Consider the following 17,316-nt stretch of genomic DNA (forward strand, 5'->3'; position numbering starts at 1 on the left):
AAAATTTTAGCTTTTTTAGTTTGCTTTATTTGATTAATAAGTAGATTTTTCTTTCATGAGGCTTAGGTTTAAAATTCTGTTTTTTTGCTTTGATAGTTATTTTTCCGGCAAACTCGTGACACCTAAAAAAGCGCAACCTTTTTAGGTGTTTTTGTTTCAATATGTGCTAATTTATCCCTATTTTCATAAACAAATTTCAAGAAATCTCAAACCATTATCATTGCTATAACATCATTTTGGCAATAAATTTGTAAATTTTTTCTAACTTCTATTCACTCAATGTCTCCAATGTAATTGAAATAACGATCAACAGCTTTAATCATTGCCTCAAGACCATTTTTTACGGCTAATTTTTTATAAGGTGTTATTAAGTGATCTAAATTGTAATTATATTTATTAATAAAATTTTCAATTTTTTTAATTGAATAAAAGCCTTTAAGATCAGAAATTACAATTCAATATTTTGAAAATGGGTCTTTTAAATCAATAGTTTTGGCAATTATTTCATCAACTTTTTTTCGATATGTTTGAATTTTTTCAATCGCCTCGTGATATGGATTATTTTCTTGGTAATGCATAAAAATTATGTTAACCATTTCCTTAAGTCTTGTAAGTTCGTATGATTTGTTAAAAACAACGTAAAAATCAGCACTTTCGAGATAAATTTTATCAATTATTTTGCAAAAATTATCTCAACTATAAGTTTTAGGATCAAAAACAACATTAGTTTCGTTAAAATCTTGAGGCAAAATTTTCCCATTATCAGTAACAACAATTGAAACTTGAGTAACAATTTGTTGATAAGGTTGGGCATAATCAATAGCTGGAAAAGGTAAGGAAAGTGCTTCAAAATCATACCAAACAATTTTTTTGCCGTTCATTTTATTAATGAAGATTTCTAAATTTTCAATTTCGTTAATAATTATTGAATTACTTTTTTTGAAAAAATTATATCAATATGAATTTGTTTCAAAAGAAATGAGCCTGGATTCATCATTAACAAGTGATAAAATTTTTCTAGAATTTAAAAGTGTTCCGCTAATACCAGTCAGTTGAGGATAAAACTGTTCAACAAGGAAAGCAAAGTTAGAACTTTTTTCAAAGGCGCTGTTATCAATTTCACTAGGTTTAGTAAATTTTGTTACATTTTTAGCATCAATTATTTCATCAATAGCAATATTGACTGGAATCATGTGAACAACTTTTTTATCTTTAACCTTAGAAATTTTTTCAATTTGATTTCTGAATAAATTGTTTATTATTTTATTGTTTTCTAAAAATGTATTATCCCAAAACTCATCTAAACTAAGGCCATTTTGCTTTGCAATTTTTTTTGCAAGAAAAATATTTCCACTCTCAGAATCTGCTTTGGATATAGTTTTTGCCGATTTATACCTTGAAATTCAGAATGTTTCATGAAATTCAATTTTATTTTTTATTGGATGTTCAACTGTGTTAATTAAAAAATAGGATACTTCATCAATCGGGTTTAAATCACCGCTGATTTCTCGAAGCATATAATTTGATATTCAAAAATCTCAATTTGCTCTTAAATAATCTTTGACTTTAGTTGAGGTAGAAAGTTTTAAAATACTTAATTTTTTGTTAAAAACAAAAAAAACTGACGGATTAGCCGATGCATTTTTATATTCAAAGGCAGGGTTAAAAATTATATCGCATTTTTGATTTTTGTAAAAATCAACAGTTTGCTTAATTTTTTCATCAATAGAAATTTTAGAAACAAGGCAAACTTTTTTATCAACAAACCTTTCCTTTATATAAAAGTAAAATGTTTTGTTAAAACTTTTGAAAATATTTTCATGCAATTCGGGAAATTTTATTTCATTTTCATGAAAAGAGTCAAAATCTCAAAGTTCTTGACCAAAATCATCATTATCATCTATGTCAGCTTGATCTGAATTTTGTGTATCTGGATTGTTTCAAATAAAATATTTTTGTTGAGTATGCAATTTAAAGTAACGAGAAAAATTAATTCTTTCCATTTAAATACAAAACCCTTGATAATTAGGTATCTATTTGAAATTTCTGGTCTAAAATTGCCGGGTTAATTTTCAAAATATTTGGTGAATCAACAAGATTTTGATCAAAAATATGACTGTCAGTAAAAAGTTTATTATAACCGCCAACAATTTTATAAAAATTATTTTGTGATCTTCAAGGCAATTTTACTCTAAAAATAAAAGTATTATCTTCATTTTCGACAGGTCTGACATAATTTGCTATATATTCAATATCTTTATTATTAATTTGATCAAATCCGGTTTGAACACCTGTATTTTCACGTTTAAAAACCAGACTATAATTATTTACAGTGTTAATTTTAACTATTCCAGGGCTAAATTTAACCTTAAAATCAACGTCAATATTTTGAAGATCACTATGAATTTGTCCTGGGAATTTACTATTAGAAACCTCAACACCAACGATATCACCATCGGTTCTAAAAGTTAATGGGAATAAATTCTCATCAAAACTTAGCAAGTTACCCTTTTGATCATAAAGTCCCGAAATTATGTAAGTTGTGTCTCGCTCAAGATTTTTGAGGCTTACATGTAAAGACTGATCAGATCTTAAGTTATGTGTAAAAGTTTGTGTTTCAGGATTAGATCGAAGAGCGTTTGCTTTTCGATATTGAACATCGATTGGCTGTGATGTCAAAGTTGTATCAGAAATTGAAACCTTAAAATTATATTGGCTTGAAGGGTCAGTTGCATCTAGTTTTTGGAATGAACCAGGAATTATTGTTGGATTTGGATTAGTTTGAAAAACATTTCCGCGAACAAATAATTGTTCCTCTTCTTGGTCATTAATGCGAGTAATTCTGACAACATATTTAGTTTTTGCGTCTAAATTGTTAATTTTTAGTAAAACTTTGGGCTTATTGTCATGAAGCGCGCGAAAAGCTGAAAATTTAACTTGCTCATAGTTTTCGGTGTTTTCTTTTCTCAATTCAACTTTGAATGTTTTAGCTATATTTTCTTGTGGAGCTAGTGAAATATTATTTAGCAAAAGTTCGACAGATTTTGACTGTATATTCTGAATTGAAATTTCTGGAATTTCGCTATCTGAGCATGCAACAAAAATAACAGGCACGGATGCAAATAAACCTGTCTGAAGTGTCAAAAATTTTATTTTTCTTTTAAAATTTTTTATTTTTTTCATTTTCCTCATTCCTAAATAAAAAAATTATACCACAAACTGCTAAAATTATTGCTTTTAATAGTATTTAAAATTTAATTTTTTTCCTTTTTTGTCTAAAAGCCTAAAAAAATTAATCAGTCAAAGGAACACAAAAATAAATATAGTCGAATAAAGGAAATTTGTGCTAAAATTTCTCTTATTCTCCAAAAAAACGGTCTGATTTCAAATGATAAGTGAAAAAAAATTTAATAAATTCAACCTTAAGTCAAATTATAAACCTAGTGGCGACCAACCCAAAGCAATAAAAAGCATAATTCAAAACATTGAAACTGGAAAAGAATCGCAAATTTTGATGGGTGTAACTGGTTCTGGAAAAACTTTTACAATGGCAAATGTAATTGCGCACTTTAACAAACCAGTATTAGTTTTGTCACACAATAAAACGCTCGCTGCTCAATTATATACAGAATTTAAGGAATTTTTCCCTGAAAACCGGGTTGAATTTTATGTATCATACTTTGATTTTTATCGCCCTGAATCATACCTTCCTTCAAAAGATGTTTATATTGAAAAAACAAGTAAAACAAATGCTGATCTTGAAGCAATGAGAATGTCAGCCCTTAATTCGTTAATTGAACGTAATGATACTATTGTTGTTGCTTCAGTTTCGGCAATTTATGGAACGCTAAATCCGAATGAATATCATGATAATTTTTTGCTTTTAAATGTGGGCCAGGAAATAAAACCAAAAGAATTAGCCTTAAAATTAACGCGAATTAAGTATCTTAATAACCCAGTTGAGCAAAAACCGGGACTTTTTTCAACAAAAGGCGATGTAATTGAAATTTTTCCAGCTTGAGATGAAACTTTTAATATCAGGGTCGAATTTTTTGGCAATACAATTGAAAAAATTAGCACAATTCAGCCAGTCTCTAAAAAGATAATAAAAACCTATTCGGTATACACAATTTATCCTGCCACTGCATATAGTGTTAAAAAATCTATAATTGACAAAGCAATTGAATCTATTAAAATTGAGCTTGAAGAGCGCTTACTTTTTTTTGAACAAAACAATAAACTGGTCGAAAAACAAAGACTAAAAGACCGAGTTAATAATGATATTGACTCTTTAAGTGAGTTTGGAATCTGTTCTGGAATTGAAAATTATGCCCGTCATATTGACGGTCGCCAACAAGATGAACAGCCATTTTCTTTGCTTGACTATTTACCCCAAGACGCCCTAATTTTTATTGACGAGTCTCACGAGATGGTCAAGCAAATTGATGGAATGTACAAAGGTGACCGAAGTCGCAAGCAAACTCTTGTTGACTATGGTTACCGTCTTCCTTCCGCGCTTGATAATCGCCCTTTAAAATTATATGAATTTGAACAATTTAGGCAGCCTAAAATTTTTGTTTCAGCCACACCAGCTCAATATGAACTTGAAAAAACTGATGGCGAAGTTGTCAGTCAAATTATAAGGCCAACTGGATTACTTGATCCTGAAATTATAATTGAAAATACTGATAATCAAATGGCAAAAATTTCTAAATATTTAGATTTGCAAAAAGAAAAAAAGGAACGAACTTTAATTTTAACAACAACAAAACGAAACGCTGAAGAAATTAGCAAATATTTGCAAGAAAAAAAATTACACAATGTTTATTATTTGCACTCAGAAATGACAACTTTTGAACGTGATGAAATTATTATTAAATTACGAAAAGGAATTTTTGATGCAATTGTTGGGATAAATTTGCTTCGTGAAGGTGTTGATATTCCGGAAGTCTCACTGATTCTTGTATTAGATGCAGGTCTTGCTTCTTTTTTAAGATCAAAAACATCATTAATTCAAATAATTGGTCGTGCTGCTCGAAATCAATCAGGAAAAGTAGTCCTTTTTACTGACGGAATTACAAAAATAATTCAAGAAGTTATTGATGATAATCTGGCTAAACGAAAAATTCAAATCCAACATAATCAGGAAAATAAAATAATTCCAAAAACAATAAAAAAACCAATTCCTGAAAGCATAAATCCAAATGCACTAAAATTAAGTAAAGTCCTTCATGAGAAAAAAATGAATAAAAAAGAGATTGAAAAACAGATACAAATTTTAGAAAAAGAAATGAGAAACGCCTCAAATGCTAACCGTTTTGAAGAAGCTATTCAAATTCGGGACCTAATTGCCGAAATTAAACAAAAATCAGATCAATTCTAAAAAATAAAGTGTTAAAATGAAATTGGAATTATTTTATAATAAATCGCACTCATTGCTATGTTTTTATGATAGTCAAAAACAAATACTAACAAAAGTAAAAACATCTATTTTTACAGCATTTTTTTCAAATTTGGACTCTAAAACTATCAGATTCAATTTTTGCTTTAATTTAAAAATTTCCTATTTTAATAATTTTTTATTTTGACTTGCAAGTCAAAATTTAATTTCAGAAAAACATTTATTTAACGGGCTTAATTTGTCTAAAAATAAAATATTTGTTCTAAAATTATTGAATAATTTCCATATTTTGTTTTGAAAATATAAGATGAACAGTCTTGTCATTTTCATTGAAGATGATCATGAATTTAGCAATTCATTTATCAAAAATTATGCCGTTTTTAAGCAGCAAATCTATAAAAATTCTAAATTATTTATTTGTTCTACAGATACTGTTGTTGGACTAGGTTCATTTTATCACGATTTGGATTTAGATGCAATTTACAAAATAAAAAACCGTGATGTTAGTAAAAAAATCGTAACTTTGGTAGGAAAAATATCGCAAATAAAGCCATTAATTAGTCCAAGTAATTACAAAATTCTTAAACAAAAAAGCAAAAAACATTGGCCTGGCGCAGTTACTTTTATAATTGAAAAAAAATCATTTAGAATTCCCGGGTTGAAAAACTCTCAAGAATTATTTATAAAAAATGGGCCTGCTTTTGTTACTAGCGCCAATATTTCTGGCCAAAAACCGCTTAATTTTCAAGAAGCACGCCAATTATTTTGACAAATTACAAAATTTTACGATTTTGGCCGTGGTTCAGGTCGCCCCTCAAAAATTTATGATATTGATCTAAAAACTTGAGTTCGAATTTAAAATTTATTTTTTAAAAAATAAAAAAAACCTTTGAAAAAAGGTTTTTTAAAGTCAATTAGATATGGTGGGAACGAATGGGATCGAACCATCGACCTCACGATTATCAGTCGTGTGCTCTAACCGTCTGAGCTACGCTCCCGAAAGTGATATAATTACATTGCTATAATTATATCATATTTTTTTAAAAAGGAAGAAAAAATTACCGTTTTGAAAATTGACGTGCTCTTCTAGCTTTTCTCAATCCGAATTTTTTACGTTCTTTAGCTCTAGCATCACGTGTCAACATTCCAGACATTTTAAGACTTGGACGATAATCAGCTGAAATTTCTAATAAAGCTTTTGCAATTCCTAATCTAATCGCACCGGCTTGCCCAGAAATTCCACCACCATGAGCATTAACGCGAATATCAAATTCAGAAATTGTATTTGTAATAGCGAGTGGTTGTAGAGCGTCTTTAATTAAAATATCAGATTTTAGGTACTCTTTTGCTATTCGGTTATTAATTTTAAAATGACCATTTCCACGTTTTAAAATAACACGGGCAACTGAAGATTTTCTTCTTCCTGTTCCATAATAAGTTAATTCTTGATTCATTTTAATATTTCACCTCTAATTTTTCAGGGTTTTGACCTTGGTGTGGGTGTTCAGTTCCGGCATAAACATAAAGATTTTTTCTTTGTTTGTCCCCTAGTTTTGTGTGAGGTAGCATACCATAAACCGCTTTTTCAATTAAAGCAATTGGTTTTTTTGCTCGAAGTTCTCTAGCAGTTCTAACTTTTAAACCACCAGGATAACCAGAGTGTCTATAATATAGTTTTTGGTCTTCTTTTTTTGCTGTTAGTAAAATTTTTTCAGCGTTAATTATAATTATTTTATCTCCCATATCAACGTTAGGAGTAAAAAGCGGAGAGTGTTTTCCGCGCAAACGGCTAGCAACAAACGCGGCTAAACGCCCTAAAATTTGTGACTGTGCATCAATAACAAACCATTTTTTTTCAACTTCATGTGGTTTTATAAACGTAGTTTGTCTCATGTCTACCTTTCTATAAATTTTTAAAAAGATTTTATATAAAAATAATGTAACGACTAAGGGAGGGAGATTTTTAAAATTATACACTATTTTTTGAAATTCAAAACTAAAAAAATAAAAATTATTTATTTTTAATGTTGTCAAAATAAAAATTTGAAATTCTAGCGTAAGTTTCAAAATTTATTTCTTGCGGGCGTATTTTTGGGTCAAAATTAAAAAAATTAAAAATTTTTTCAATTTCGTCTTGAGACAAAGAATTTTTGAGATTATTATATAATGTTTTTCGCTTGAATTGAAAGCACAATTTAGTAAATTTAAAAAATTGTGCAACTTTTTCAGGGTTTAAATTTTTCCTTATTGAAAAATAAACAATAGCAGAATCTACCTTTGGAACCGGAAAAAAAGAACTTGGCGGTACAACGAAAAACTTTTTTACTTCAGCAACATATTGGCAGGCTAGTGATAATTTTGAGTAAGAAGGTGAGCCTGGCGTTGCAATAATTCTATCAGCAACCTCATTTTGGACCATTATTAAGATTTCATCAAATCTCTCAAAATTATCAAATATTTTAAATAGAATTTTTGATGTTATATAATAAGGAAGATTTCCAATAACTGTTTGTTTTTCTGAAAAATTTAGATCTGAAAGTAAAAAATCCTCATTAATTATTTTTATATTCTTGTTTTTAAATTTATTTTCAAGCAATGGAATTAAATTTTTGTCGATTTCATAACAAGTCAAAAATTTAGCTTTTTGGATTAAATATTTAGTCAAAAAACCGGTTCCAGGTCCTATTTCAACAAGATTTTTATTTTCTAGGTCAATGCTATCAACAATTTTTTGTGCAATTTTTTCATCTTTTAAAAAATTTTGACCTAGATGTTTTTTAGGTGATATTTTCAGCATTTTTTACCTTAAAAATTTTTAGTGCATTTTCATAAACTATTTTAGAAAGCTCTCTTTTTGTTAAATTTTTCAAATTAGCTATTGTTTGATAGGTATTTTCAATTTGCGGAGATGTATTTGGCCAAACTTGACGATTAGGTTCGGGACTTAAATATGGAGTATCAGTTTCACATAAAATTCTTGAAATCGGAGTTTGAGATACTATTTTTCTTAGTTCGGCACTCTTTTTAAAGGTTATTACTCCTGAAAATGAAAAATAACAATTTTTTCTTTTAACTATTTCTGCGAATTTTTCATAATTTGTTGAAAAATTATGAAAAATAAAGTTAATTTCAGGAAATTTGTCAATTATCAAAAGTACTTCATTAATCGCTTTAAATTCGTCAATTTTGTCGCGAATATGCAACATTACAGCAATATTATTGCTTTTTGCGATTTCAATTTGGGCCAAAAGTGCATTTATTTGTTCTTGTTCGCTAGGGTTATTTTCATAATAAAAATCAAGACCAACTTCACCAATTGCCACTACATTTTTGTCAATGTATTTTGAAAGGTTATTATAATTATCTGTTGTTTTTATTAAATTTGGATGTATTCCAATAATTTTATATATTTTATCAGAATATGAATTAATTTGTTTAGTTTCTTCAAGATCCTCTCAAGAAGTTCCAACAACAAATAAAAGACCAATATTATCGTCAAACCATTTGCTAATTTCTTGTTTTGGCTCTTGAAAATATTCTAAAAAAGGATGGCAGTGTACGTCGGTAAAGTTATATTTTTCAATTTCCTTAATTTGGAATGTTAAAACTGAAGAATTTGTTTCTTGAAACTGGGATCCAAAAAAATCTTTAAAAACGATACTTTTTTGGTCAAGTTTGAGGTAAAAATCCCGTAATTTATAGTGTTTTTTGATAAAATCAAGTATAAATTCTCCAATAATATTAATTCAGTTAGAATCCAAAAGTTCACTAAAAAACACCAAACTTAAATAGAAAGTCTGTTCTTTTTTAGAAAGAATAAAATGTGCTAAACTAAAGTCTAAATTTTTGTCAAAATCAATAATAGTAAATTCGTGATTATTTTCAAAATCTTGGAAATAATCTAAATTGGCAACATTAGTTTTGCCATTTTTAGTTTTTAAATTTACTTCTAAGTTAAATTTTTTAATCGTATTTAGAAGTAAATTTAAGTGCCGCGGAGAAAATTGTTCGATTTTTAAATACATTGTAACTTTTCAAAATATTATTAAAATTAACTATATTTTATTATATAATAATATTTTAAATAAAAAAATAAACAAGGCGAAAAAATGAACATAGATACAAAGAAAAATATAATTCTTTTTGGAATGAGGAATTCACTAGATTTAGCAACAAAAATTTCAACTCTAACCGGAATTCCACTCTCGGGGATTGAACGAACAGTCTATGCTGATGGCGAAGTTTTGCTAAAATCTAATGAAACTATTAGAAATTCAACTGTTTTTGTTATTGCAAATACTTCAAGACCTGTTAATGAAAATATAATGGAACTTTTAATTTTCATTGACTCTTTAAAGCGAGCTTATGCCCAAGAAATTGTTGTGGTTCTTTCATATTATGGTTATGCTAGACAAGATCGAAAATCATCTGGAAGAGAACCAATTACTGCAAAATTAGTAGCTAATTTACTTGAAAAAGCGGGTGTAACTAAACTAATTTTAGTTGATATTCACAATCCAAGTATTCAAGGATTTCTTGACATTTCAGTTGATGAACTTCATGGCCAATATATTCTTGCAAACGAACTTGTCGGCAAAAACAAGGATTATGTTGTTGTAACCCCAGATCATGGTGGCGCTGTTAGAGCTAGAATTTTAGCAGAAATTCTAGGAAAACAAACAAATTTTGCCGTTATTGACAAGCGAAGAACCGGCACAAATCAAACTGAAGTTCTAGGACTAATTGGAAACGTTGAAAATAAAGATTGCATCATAATTGACGACATTATTGATACAGGTGGAACTATAATAAATGCTGCGAATGTTGTTAAACAAAAAGGTGCAAAATCAGTAATTCTAGCAGCAACACACGGTGTTTTTAGCCACGGATTTGACAAATTTCAAGAAAATGAAAATATTGACAAAGTAATAATTACTGATTCAATCGATAATAGAGAACTTGTAGCAAAATATGATAAATTACTAGTTACATCTTTAGCTGAATTTTTGTCAAAAAGTATACTAGCATGCATCCATTCAACATCAATTACAAGTATTTATAAAGAAATTAAGGAAAAATTAATATCAGCAAACAAAAATTAAAATATTTTCAATGTTTTTATGTATAAAGAAAAAGTAAAGTCACTTGTTGATTTAGAAGTATTTGAAAAACTTGAGCAATACGTAAAATTAATCGAATTTTATAATCAAAAATTTAATTTAACCGGTTTTTCAGGAGATATTCTTTGAAAAGAAGGCATTCTTGAGTCCATTGTTTCAATGGATTTTATAAGAAATTTGTTGAAAAAAGAAAATATTTCAGAAAAACCAAGAATTTTAGATATTGGAGCTGGTGTAGGCTTTCCTTCAATTCCGTATTTAATTTTTGACCCAAAAATAGAGTTGACCATTTGCGAGTCTATGCAAAAAAGGTGCCAATTTTTAAAAAAAGTATCTGAAACTCTGGAAATTAAATTTAATTTAGTTTGTAAATCTGTCCAAGAAATTGAAAACGACAATTTTGATCTTGTGACAGCCCGAGCAGTTGCAAATCTAGAAAAACTCGATAAAATTGTTAATAAAATCAAGGCTAAAAATACAATATTTGCATTTATTAAAGGCCCAAAAATTTTTGAAGAACTCAAAAATTGCAAAAATTGCGATTATCAGGTAGTAGAATTCGCTAATAATCTTGATAAAAAAATTTTTATAGCATTTAAAAAAATATAAAAAATTTAATACATTTATAATGTTTTTTATTGTAAAATTATATCCTAATCAATAATTTTAAATAAAGGAATTAAAATGAAAACAACAAGATATTTTAATATTGACATTAAATGTGCAAGCTGCAAAGTAGTTTTTGAAAAACTATTTGCAAATTTGGAAGATTTTCAATGGACTGCAAATATCAGTGCTAAAGTTTTGAAAATTACTGCTGACGAAGAAAAATATCCTGACGAATTTATTAGTGAAAAATTAGCTTCTGTTGGTTATACAAGTGAAAAAATCGACGAATAATAGAAAATTTTTCGCTGACTCTAAACAAAAGGCAAAAATAAAAATATTTATTGAGTTATTAATTTTTATTTTTGCCTTTTTTTCTTTTATTTTTGATACTTTAAATAATTACAAAGTTCTAAATTTTAGTCACGATCACAAAATTCATCTAATTTTAGCGTCAATTTTGTTTTTCTTTGCATTTTTAGTTATCTTTCTAGAAAAAAAATATTTTTTAGCATACAAAAACCTTTTACGAAAAATTTTTACAATGGAATTGCTAATAGCGATTGCAAGCCATGTTTCATTTATTTATTCTGCAATTTCATTTTTGTATAAAATAAGCACCGGTGAAAAAATTAGTATGGAATTCTTTGAAGTTTCAATTATTTTGTTCTTATTTTTTAATGCCGGTAAATATCTTGAGGAAAAACTACAGAAAAAATCAAGTTCAGATTTTCAAGGCATACTAAAATTAAAAAATCGCTATTCACATATAATAGTTGAAGGCAAAAAACAACAAATTTTAACTAGTAAAATTGCTCCTGGCAATATTGTTTTTGTTCCAAAAGGTGAAGTTATTCCAACTGATTCGACTTTAAATTCTGATTTTGCAACTATCGATTACTCGTCAATTAACGGTGAATCTTTGCCGATTGAATTTGTTAAAAATCAAGAAATTTTGTCTGGAAGTATCAATGTTGGCGAGCCAATTTATCTAACCTCAACAAAAAAAGCCCAAGACTCATTTTTAATGCAAACAATTAACAGATTAGAGTCTATTTTTGAAACTCCTTCCAAAATTGAAAGAGTTTCAACTAAAATAGTTTCACTTTTTACTCCAACTGTTTTAATTTTGTCATTTTTGGCTTTTGCAATCTGAGTCATAATCGGTTATTCACTTGGAGATTTTGAAAAAATTTATACAGGCTTTACACCTCCGCGAAATTCTCATCCACTTTATGTTGGCGCTCATATCGGAGTTGCTGTTTTGGTAATTTCTTGTCCTTGTGCTTTTGGAATAGCAGCGCCGATGGCCATTTATTCTTCTTCAATTTTGGCCTCAAAAAATCGAATTTTATTTGCAAATTCAGAGATTTATGAAAAAATTATTACCACAAAAACAATAATTTTTGACAAAACCGGAACTCTAACTGAAGGAAAACCAAAAGTTGTTGAATTTCAAGGTGATTCAAGTTTTTGACCTTTAATTAAAGAAATGGCTCAAAATTCTAAACACCCAATTTCACTTTCAATTCATAATTTTTTACCAGAACATCAAGAAAAATTTGACAATTTTAACGTTAGCGAAACTCCTGGTCAAGGTTTGGAACTTATTGATTCAAATTCAAATAAATATAGCCTCATTTCTCATGAGTTTGCAAAAAATAATAATTTTTTGATTGATGATAGTTTTAACTTTGACAAAATAGGAAATTACACGGTTTTTGCTAAAAATGATAGAGTTATTGCCGTTTTTTTAATAATCGATCAAGTTAAAGAAAGTGCAAAAAAGGTTGTTAAAAAATTTCAATCTCAAGGGATAAACTGCATTATTGCCTCAGGAGATAATCCAAAAAATGTCGAAAATGTGGCAAAAATATTGGGCATAAAGCAATTTTATGCAAATTTAAAACCTAATGACAAGTTTGAACTAGTAGAAAAATTAAAAAAGGAAACCCCAATTATTTTTGTCGGTGATGGCCTAAACGATATTTTAGCTTTAAAATCCGCCGATCTTTCAATCGCTTTTGAAAGTGGTTCTAATCTTAGTAATTCAATTGCTGATATTTCCTTATTTGAAACAGATCTTGTTATGGTTTATAAATCAATTGAAATTATCAAAAAAACTAATAAATTAGTAAAATTAAACTTTTTGTGAGCAATTTTATTTAATTCGCTTTTCATACCTTTGGCGTTTTTAGGCTTTATAAATCCAGTTTTTTCAATGTCTTTAATGCTATTTTCATCAATTTTTCTTATCGTTAACACAATTATTTTCAAAAAGAGACACCAGAAATTTCTTGAAAAAGCTATTTAAAATTTTTATTTTTGTATTTGTCAGACTTACTTGTTTCCAAAATTATCTTAAATCAACCTATGAATTCATAGGTTTTTTTATGCTTTTTAGATTAAAAATTATTCTTTAGCTTTTGAAAATAATATAAAAACTCCTGAGTTTGCCGGATTGATGGCAAAAATTCACTTTTTAGTCAATATAAATATGCAAAAATAACGGTAAAACCGTGTTTTTTGAGGCTAAAATCTTAATTTTTATTAGTTTAAAATTAACCTTTTGAAAAAAAAAAAAAAAAATCCTTGGTCTAAAAAAAATTTCTGTTATAATAACTCTCACTAAGAATAAATTAATAAATTTTGATATTGAATTAAGGAGGAATTAGTTATGTTTTTTGTCTGATAAGTCAGATGGTGCGAATTTTCCATTATATTTTTTAATATAATGGAATGCCTTAAATTTAACCGTTTAGAAATCTACAAATTTATGGCTTTTAGTATTGTTCTTTCAAAACTTCATATATTTTTCTAGGCTCAATGTAAGTAAAAGCGAGTTTTCTATTTACATTGAGTTTGAATAGCAGTTGTATTTTTCTTTCATGAGTGTTAGATTTAAAATTTAGTTCTTTGCTTTGATAGTTATTATTCCTGAATTTGCCAAAAAAGTTAAAAAAGGCCTAAAACCAAACACTTTTTAAGATTATCTCATCAAACTGGCAAACTCGGCAAAAAAATTAGAGTTTTATTCTTGAATTAGTATTTATACTGTTTTATTTTCAAAGTTTCTAAGTTCTAATTATTTTTTGACGGCAAAATTTAAAAAATTAAAAAAGAACGAATCATTTTATGAGTCACAAATGCAAAAAAAATGCTTTTTTTAGCGTTTTTTAGGATAAGTTTAATATAATTTACTTATTTTAAAAATTTAATTTATCAAGAAATACCAAATTATGAAGTTAATTAAAATTGAAATTGAAGGCTTTAAATCCTTTGCCGAACCTGTTAGCATCAAATTTGACGGTTCTATTGTTGGAATAATTGGACCAAATGGTTCTGGAAAATCAAACATAAATGATGCAATTAAATGGGTTTTAGGTGAAAAATCAGCAAAGCAACTACGCGGATACAATATGGACGATGTTATTTTTGCTGGTTCAAAAACAGTCGCTCCTGTTGAAAAAGCGATGGTAAAATTAACATTTAGTGATGAAAGTCGCGAAGATTCTGCCCAAATTTTTACAATTTCACGACTTATTAAAAGAGGTCAGGGCACTAATGAATATTTTTATAATGACCAACCAGTTCGGTATAAAGATATCCGTAATTTAGCAATTGAGGCTGGAATTTCAAAGTCATCACTTGCAATTATTTCTCAAGGTACAATTTCTGAAATTGCCGAGTCAACTCCTGAGCAAAGAAAGCTTGTAATTGAAGAAGTTGCCGGAACTTCCAAGTATAAAAATGACAAACAAGAAGCTATTGTAAAACTTGATCAAACCCTTATGGGCATTGAAAAAATTGAAATTCGCGTAAAAGAGCTTGAAAGTCAAGCAAAACAACTTGAAAAACAAGCAAAAAATGCCAAAATATATTTAGAAAAATCAAAACAATTAGAATCAGTTGAAGTTGGATTAATTGTTAGTGATATCAAAAAGTATCAAGCTGAATTAGAAAAAATTGATGAGCAATTATCACGCCTTAAATTTGAAGAGCCTAAATTTGTAAGTGAAATTGAATCTAATGAAAGAATAATAAATGACAATGTCCAAAAAAGAACACAAACTGATCTAGAAATTACTGAAAAAAGCAATCAAATAAGTAATCTTAAAAGCGAAATTAACAATATAAACTTAACTTATGCTAAAATGACGCAACTTCAGGAAATGATATTGTCCCAGCAAATTAATGTTAATTTTGAACAAAAAATAGCCGCTTTAAAGCAAAAGTATGATCAAATTCTAGTTGAAAAAGACAATTTTTCGAACCTAATTGACCAAAACAAACAAACAAAATCAGAAGTTACTCAAAGAATTGCTGATCTAAATGCAAAAAAATCAGAAATTGACTCAAAATTAAATAGTTTAAATTCAGAAAAAATTATTAGTCAAACACAAATTTTTGAACTGCAAAAAGCAGTTGAATCTAGGTCTTTTTTACCCAAAGGTACAAAAGTAATCGTTGAAAATAGTCATCTTTTTTCAGGCTATTGTGGTCTTGTTTCTGATTTAATTAAAATTCCACAAAAATATACAGATGCAATTGAAACCGCTCTTGGTTCAAGTTTGAAACAAATTGTTGTTGAAAAACCAGAAAATGCCGTTGAAGCAATTAATTTTTTGAAAAAAAATCACGCCGGAAGTGCAACATTTATCCCACTTTCAACATTAAAACCACGATTTATTCCTGATTTGTATTTAACACACCTTCAGACTCAAGAGAGTTTTATCGGAATTGGTTCTAATTTGGTAAATTATGAGAAAAAATACCAAATTCTAGCTGATTTTTTGCTTGGTGGCGTTATTGTCAATGATACAATCGACAATGTTAATAAAATTTCAAAATTTGTTGATCATAAATTTGTTGTTGTCACTTTAGATGGTGATATTGTCCGCACAAGTGGTATAATTTCGGGTGGTTTTAAACAAAAAAATGATTCAGTTCATTCTTTGGAATTAAGAATTACTGACCTTAAAAATAAAGTGAGTTTTTTTGAGAAAAAAATTCAAGAATTTAAGGTAGAATCTAATAATCTTGAACAAATCATTAATAAAGAATCTTACTTTTTGCAGCAAATCGAAATTTTTCTTGATGAATTAGAAAATAAATATAATGCTGCAAAAAATGAGCTTGACAAAATTAGAATTGAAAATGAAGGAATTGAAGCTGTATCGCAAAGTGATGAAATTGATTCAAAAATAAATGACACTTTAAAACAAAAAATCGAACTTGAAAATTCAATTGCAGCCCTTGAATCTGAACTAAAAATTTTAAACCGTGAAAAACAAGAATATGACTCCCAAATTTCTAAATTAACAGTTTTAGTTCAGCAACTCAATCAAAGTCAGCGAAATGTTAATGCCGAATTAAATCAAAATCAAACAAGCAAAGATAAATATGAGTTTCTTTTATCAAATCTAAAAACCACCTTGTCACAAAAATATAATCTCACCTTTGAATCAGCGGTTGAAACACACCAATTAGAAATTGAAACTCAAGATGCGCACGACCTTGTTAATAGTTTAAATTCGGAAATAAAAGCGCTAGGAAATATAAATCTTGATGCAATTGAAGATTTTCAAACCACATCAAATCGACTTGAAAAATTAAAAACTAGTCAACATGAACTTGAAGTGGCTAGGTCAAAAATTTTAGAAGTAATTTCTGATCTTGACAAAATTATAATCGCAAAAACTCAAGAAATTGTTGACCTTGTAAATTCAGAATTTAACTTAGTTTTTCAAAATATGTTTGGTGGCGGAAGTGCTAAAATTTACTTTAGTGACAAAAATGATATTTTGAATTCTGGAATTGAAATAAGCGCTCAACCACCAGGCAAAACTATCAAGAATATCCGTCTTTTTTCAGGTGGTGAGAAAGCAATAATCGCAATTTCACTGTTATTTTCAATTATAAAAGCCCGGCCAATTCCGCTTTGCATTCTTGATGAGGTCGAAGCGGCGCTTGATGAGGCTAACGTAATTCGCTATGTTGAATTTTTAAAGCAATTAAAACAAAAAACACAATTTTTAATTATCACTCACCGTCATGGGACAATGTCTCGCGTGGATCAACTTTTAGGAATTACAATGCAAAAACGTGGGGTTAGTTCAATTTTTTCTGTTGAACTTTCCAAAGCAAAAGAAATTTTAAAAGACGAACTTCAATAATTTTGCAATTTGT

The 17,316-nt window shown here is 28.2% G+C and carries 13 protein-coding genes and 1 tRNA gene; 7 read left to right on the forward strand and 7 right to left on the reverse strand.

Annotated elements, in window-relative coordinates; genetic code table 4:
- Nucleotides 1–122 precede the first annotated feature (122 nt).
- Both R7X45_RS03025 and R7X45_RS03030 read right to left on the reverse strand, forming a co-directional pair.
- Nucleotides 123–2,003 carry a DUF2779 domain-containing protein gene (locus tag R7X45_RS03025; protein ID WP_318055861.1) on the reverse strand — a complete coding sequence of 627 codons (1,881 nt, stop codon included), beginning with the start codon at nucleotides 2,001–2,003 and terminating at the stop codon, nucleotides 123–125.
- Nucleotides 2,004–2,025: 22 nt separating this feature from the next.
- The gene (locus R7X45_RS03030) at nucleotides 2,026–3,183 is read right to left on the reverse strand and encodes a hypothetical protein (RefSeq protein WP_318055862.1); all 1,158 of its coding nucleotides are present in this window, start codon (nucleotides 3,181–3,183) and stop codon (nucleotides 2,026–2,028) included.
- A gap of 205 nt (nucleotides 3,184–3,388) precedes the next feature.
- On the opposite strand from R7X45_RS03030, the gene uvrB reads away from it, so the two are divergent.
- Together uvrB and R7X45_RS03040 are read left to right on the forward strand one after the other, a co-directional pair.
- Nucleotides 3,389–5,383: an excinuclease ABC subunit UvrB gene (gene uvrB / locus R7X45_RS03035; protein WP_318055863.1), complete on the forward strand. Its 1,995-nt coding sequence runs from the start codon at nucleotides 3,389–3,391 to the stop codon at nucleotides 5,381–5,383.
- A gap of 16 nt (nucleotides 5,384–5,399) precedes the next feature.
- Nucleotides 5,400–6,260: an L-threonylcarbamoyladenylate synthase gene (locus R7X45_RS03040; protein ID WP_303465717.1), complete on the forward strand. Its 861-nt coding sequence runs from the start codon at nucleotides 5,400–5,402 to the stop codon at nucleotides 6,258–6,260.
- A gap of 62 nt (nucleotides 6,261–6,322) precedes the next feature.
- On the opposite strand, the gene R7X45_RS03045 is transcribed toward R7X45_RS03040, so the two are convergent.
- The 5 genes from R7X45_RS03045 to R7X45_RS03065 form a co-directional block, all read right to left on the reverse strand.
- A tRNA-Ile gene (locus tag R7X45_RS03045) sits at nucleotides 6,323–6,399 on the reverse strand.
- Between the two features lie 60 nt (nucleotides 6,400–6,459).
- Nucleotides 6,460–6,855: a 30S ribosomal protein S9 gene (rpsI, locus tag R7X45_RS03050; RefSeq protein WP_010321069.1), complete on the reverse strand. Its 396-nt coding sequence runs from the start codon at nucleotides 6,853–6,855 to the stop codon at nucleotides 6,460–6,462.
- A gap of 1 nt (nucleotide 6,856) precedes the next feature.
- Nucleotides 6,857–7,294: a 50S ribosomal protein L13 gene (rplM, locus tag R7X45_RS03055; protein ID WP_313359395.1), complete on the reverse strand. Its 438-nt coding sequence runs from the start codon at nucleotides 7,292–7,294 to the stop codon at nucleotides 6,857–6,859.
- A gap of 118 nt (nucleotides 7,295–7,412) precedes the next feature.
- Nucleotides 7,413–8,198, reverse strand: a complete 786-nt coding sequence (rsmA, locus tag R7X45_RS03060; protein ID WP_313359396.1) for a 16S rRNA (adenine(1518)-N(6)/adenine(1519)-N(6))-dimethyltransferase RsmA — start codon at nucleotides 8,196–8,198, stop codon at nucleotides 7,413–7,415.
- Nucleotides 8,179–9,426 (reverse strand): TatD family hydrolase, encoded by a 1,248-nt coding sequence (locus R7X45_RS03065; RefSeq protein WP_313359397.1) that lies wholly within the window; start codon nucleotides 9,424–9,426, stop codon nucleotides 8,179–8,181. Before R7X45_RS03065 ends, rsmA begins: the two co-directional genes overlap by 20 nt.
- An 84-nt stretch (nucleotides 9,427–9,510) precedes the next feature.
- Between R7X45_RS03065 and R7X45_RS03070 the strand changes: the two genes are divergently transcribed.
- The 5 genes from R7X45_RS03070 to R7X45_RS03090 all read left to right on the forward strand — a co-directional run bounded on the left by R7X45_RS03070 (nucleotide 9,511) and on the right by R7X45_RS03090 (nucleotide 17,303).
- Entirely contained in the window at nucleotides 9,511–10,503 is a 993-nt protein-coding gene (locus R7X45_RS03070) for a ribose-phosphate pyrophosphokinase (RefSeq protein ID WP_318055864.1), read from the forward strand.
- An 18-nt stretch (nucleotides 10,504–10,521) separates the two neighbouring features.
- Entirely contained in the window at nucleotides 10,522–11,130 is a 609-nt protein-coding gene (rsmG, locus tag R7X45_RS03075; protein WP_313359399.1) for a 16S rRNA (guanine(527)-N(7))-methyltransferase RsmG, read from the forward strand.
- A 75-nt stretch (nucleotides 11,131–11,205) separates the two neighbouring features.
- Entirely contained in the window at nucleotides 11,206–11,421 is a 216-nt protein-coding gene (locus R7X45_RS03080; RefSeq protein WP_318055865.1) for a hypothetical protein, read from the forward strand.
- A gap of 250 nt (nucleotides 11,422–11,671) precedes the next feature.
- On the forward strand, nucleotides 11,672–13,441 hold the full coding sequence (locus tag R7X45_RS03085) for a cation-translocating P-type ATPase (protein WP_318055866.1): 1,770 nt from the start codon (nucleotides 11,672–11,674) through the stop codon (nucleotides 13,439–13,441).
- Between the two features lie 925 nt (nucleotides 13,442–14,366).
- A complete protein-coding gene (locus R7X45_RS03090; protein ID WP_313359402.1) occupies nucleotides 14,367–17,303 on the forward strand; it encodes an AAA family ATPase in 2,937 nt (978 codons plus the stop codon).
- Nucleotides 17,304–17,316: the final 13 nt, after the last annotated feature.

Origin of the sequence: Mesomycoplasma ovipneumoniae, assembly GCF_033343935.1 — a bacterium.
GTDB lineage: Bacteria > Bacillota_I > Bacilli_A > Mycoplasmatales > Metamycoplasmataceae > Mesomycoplasma > Mesomycoplasma ovipneumoniae_G.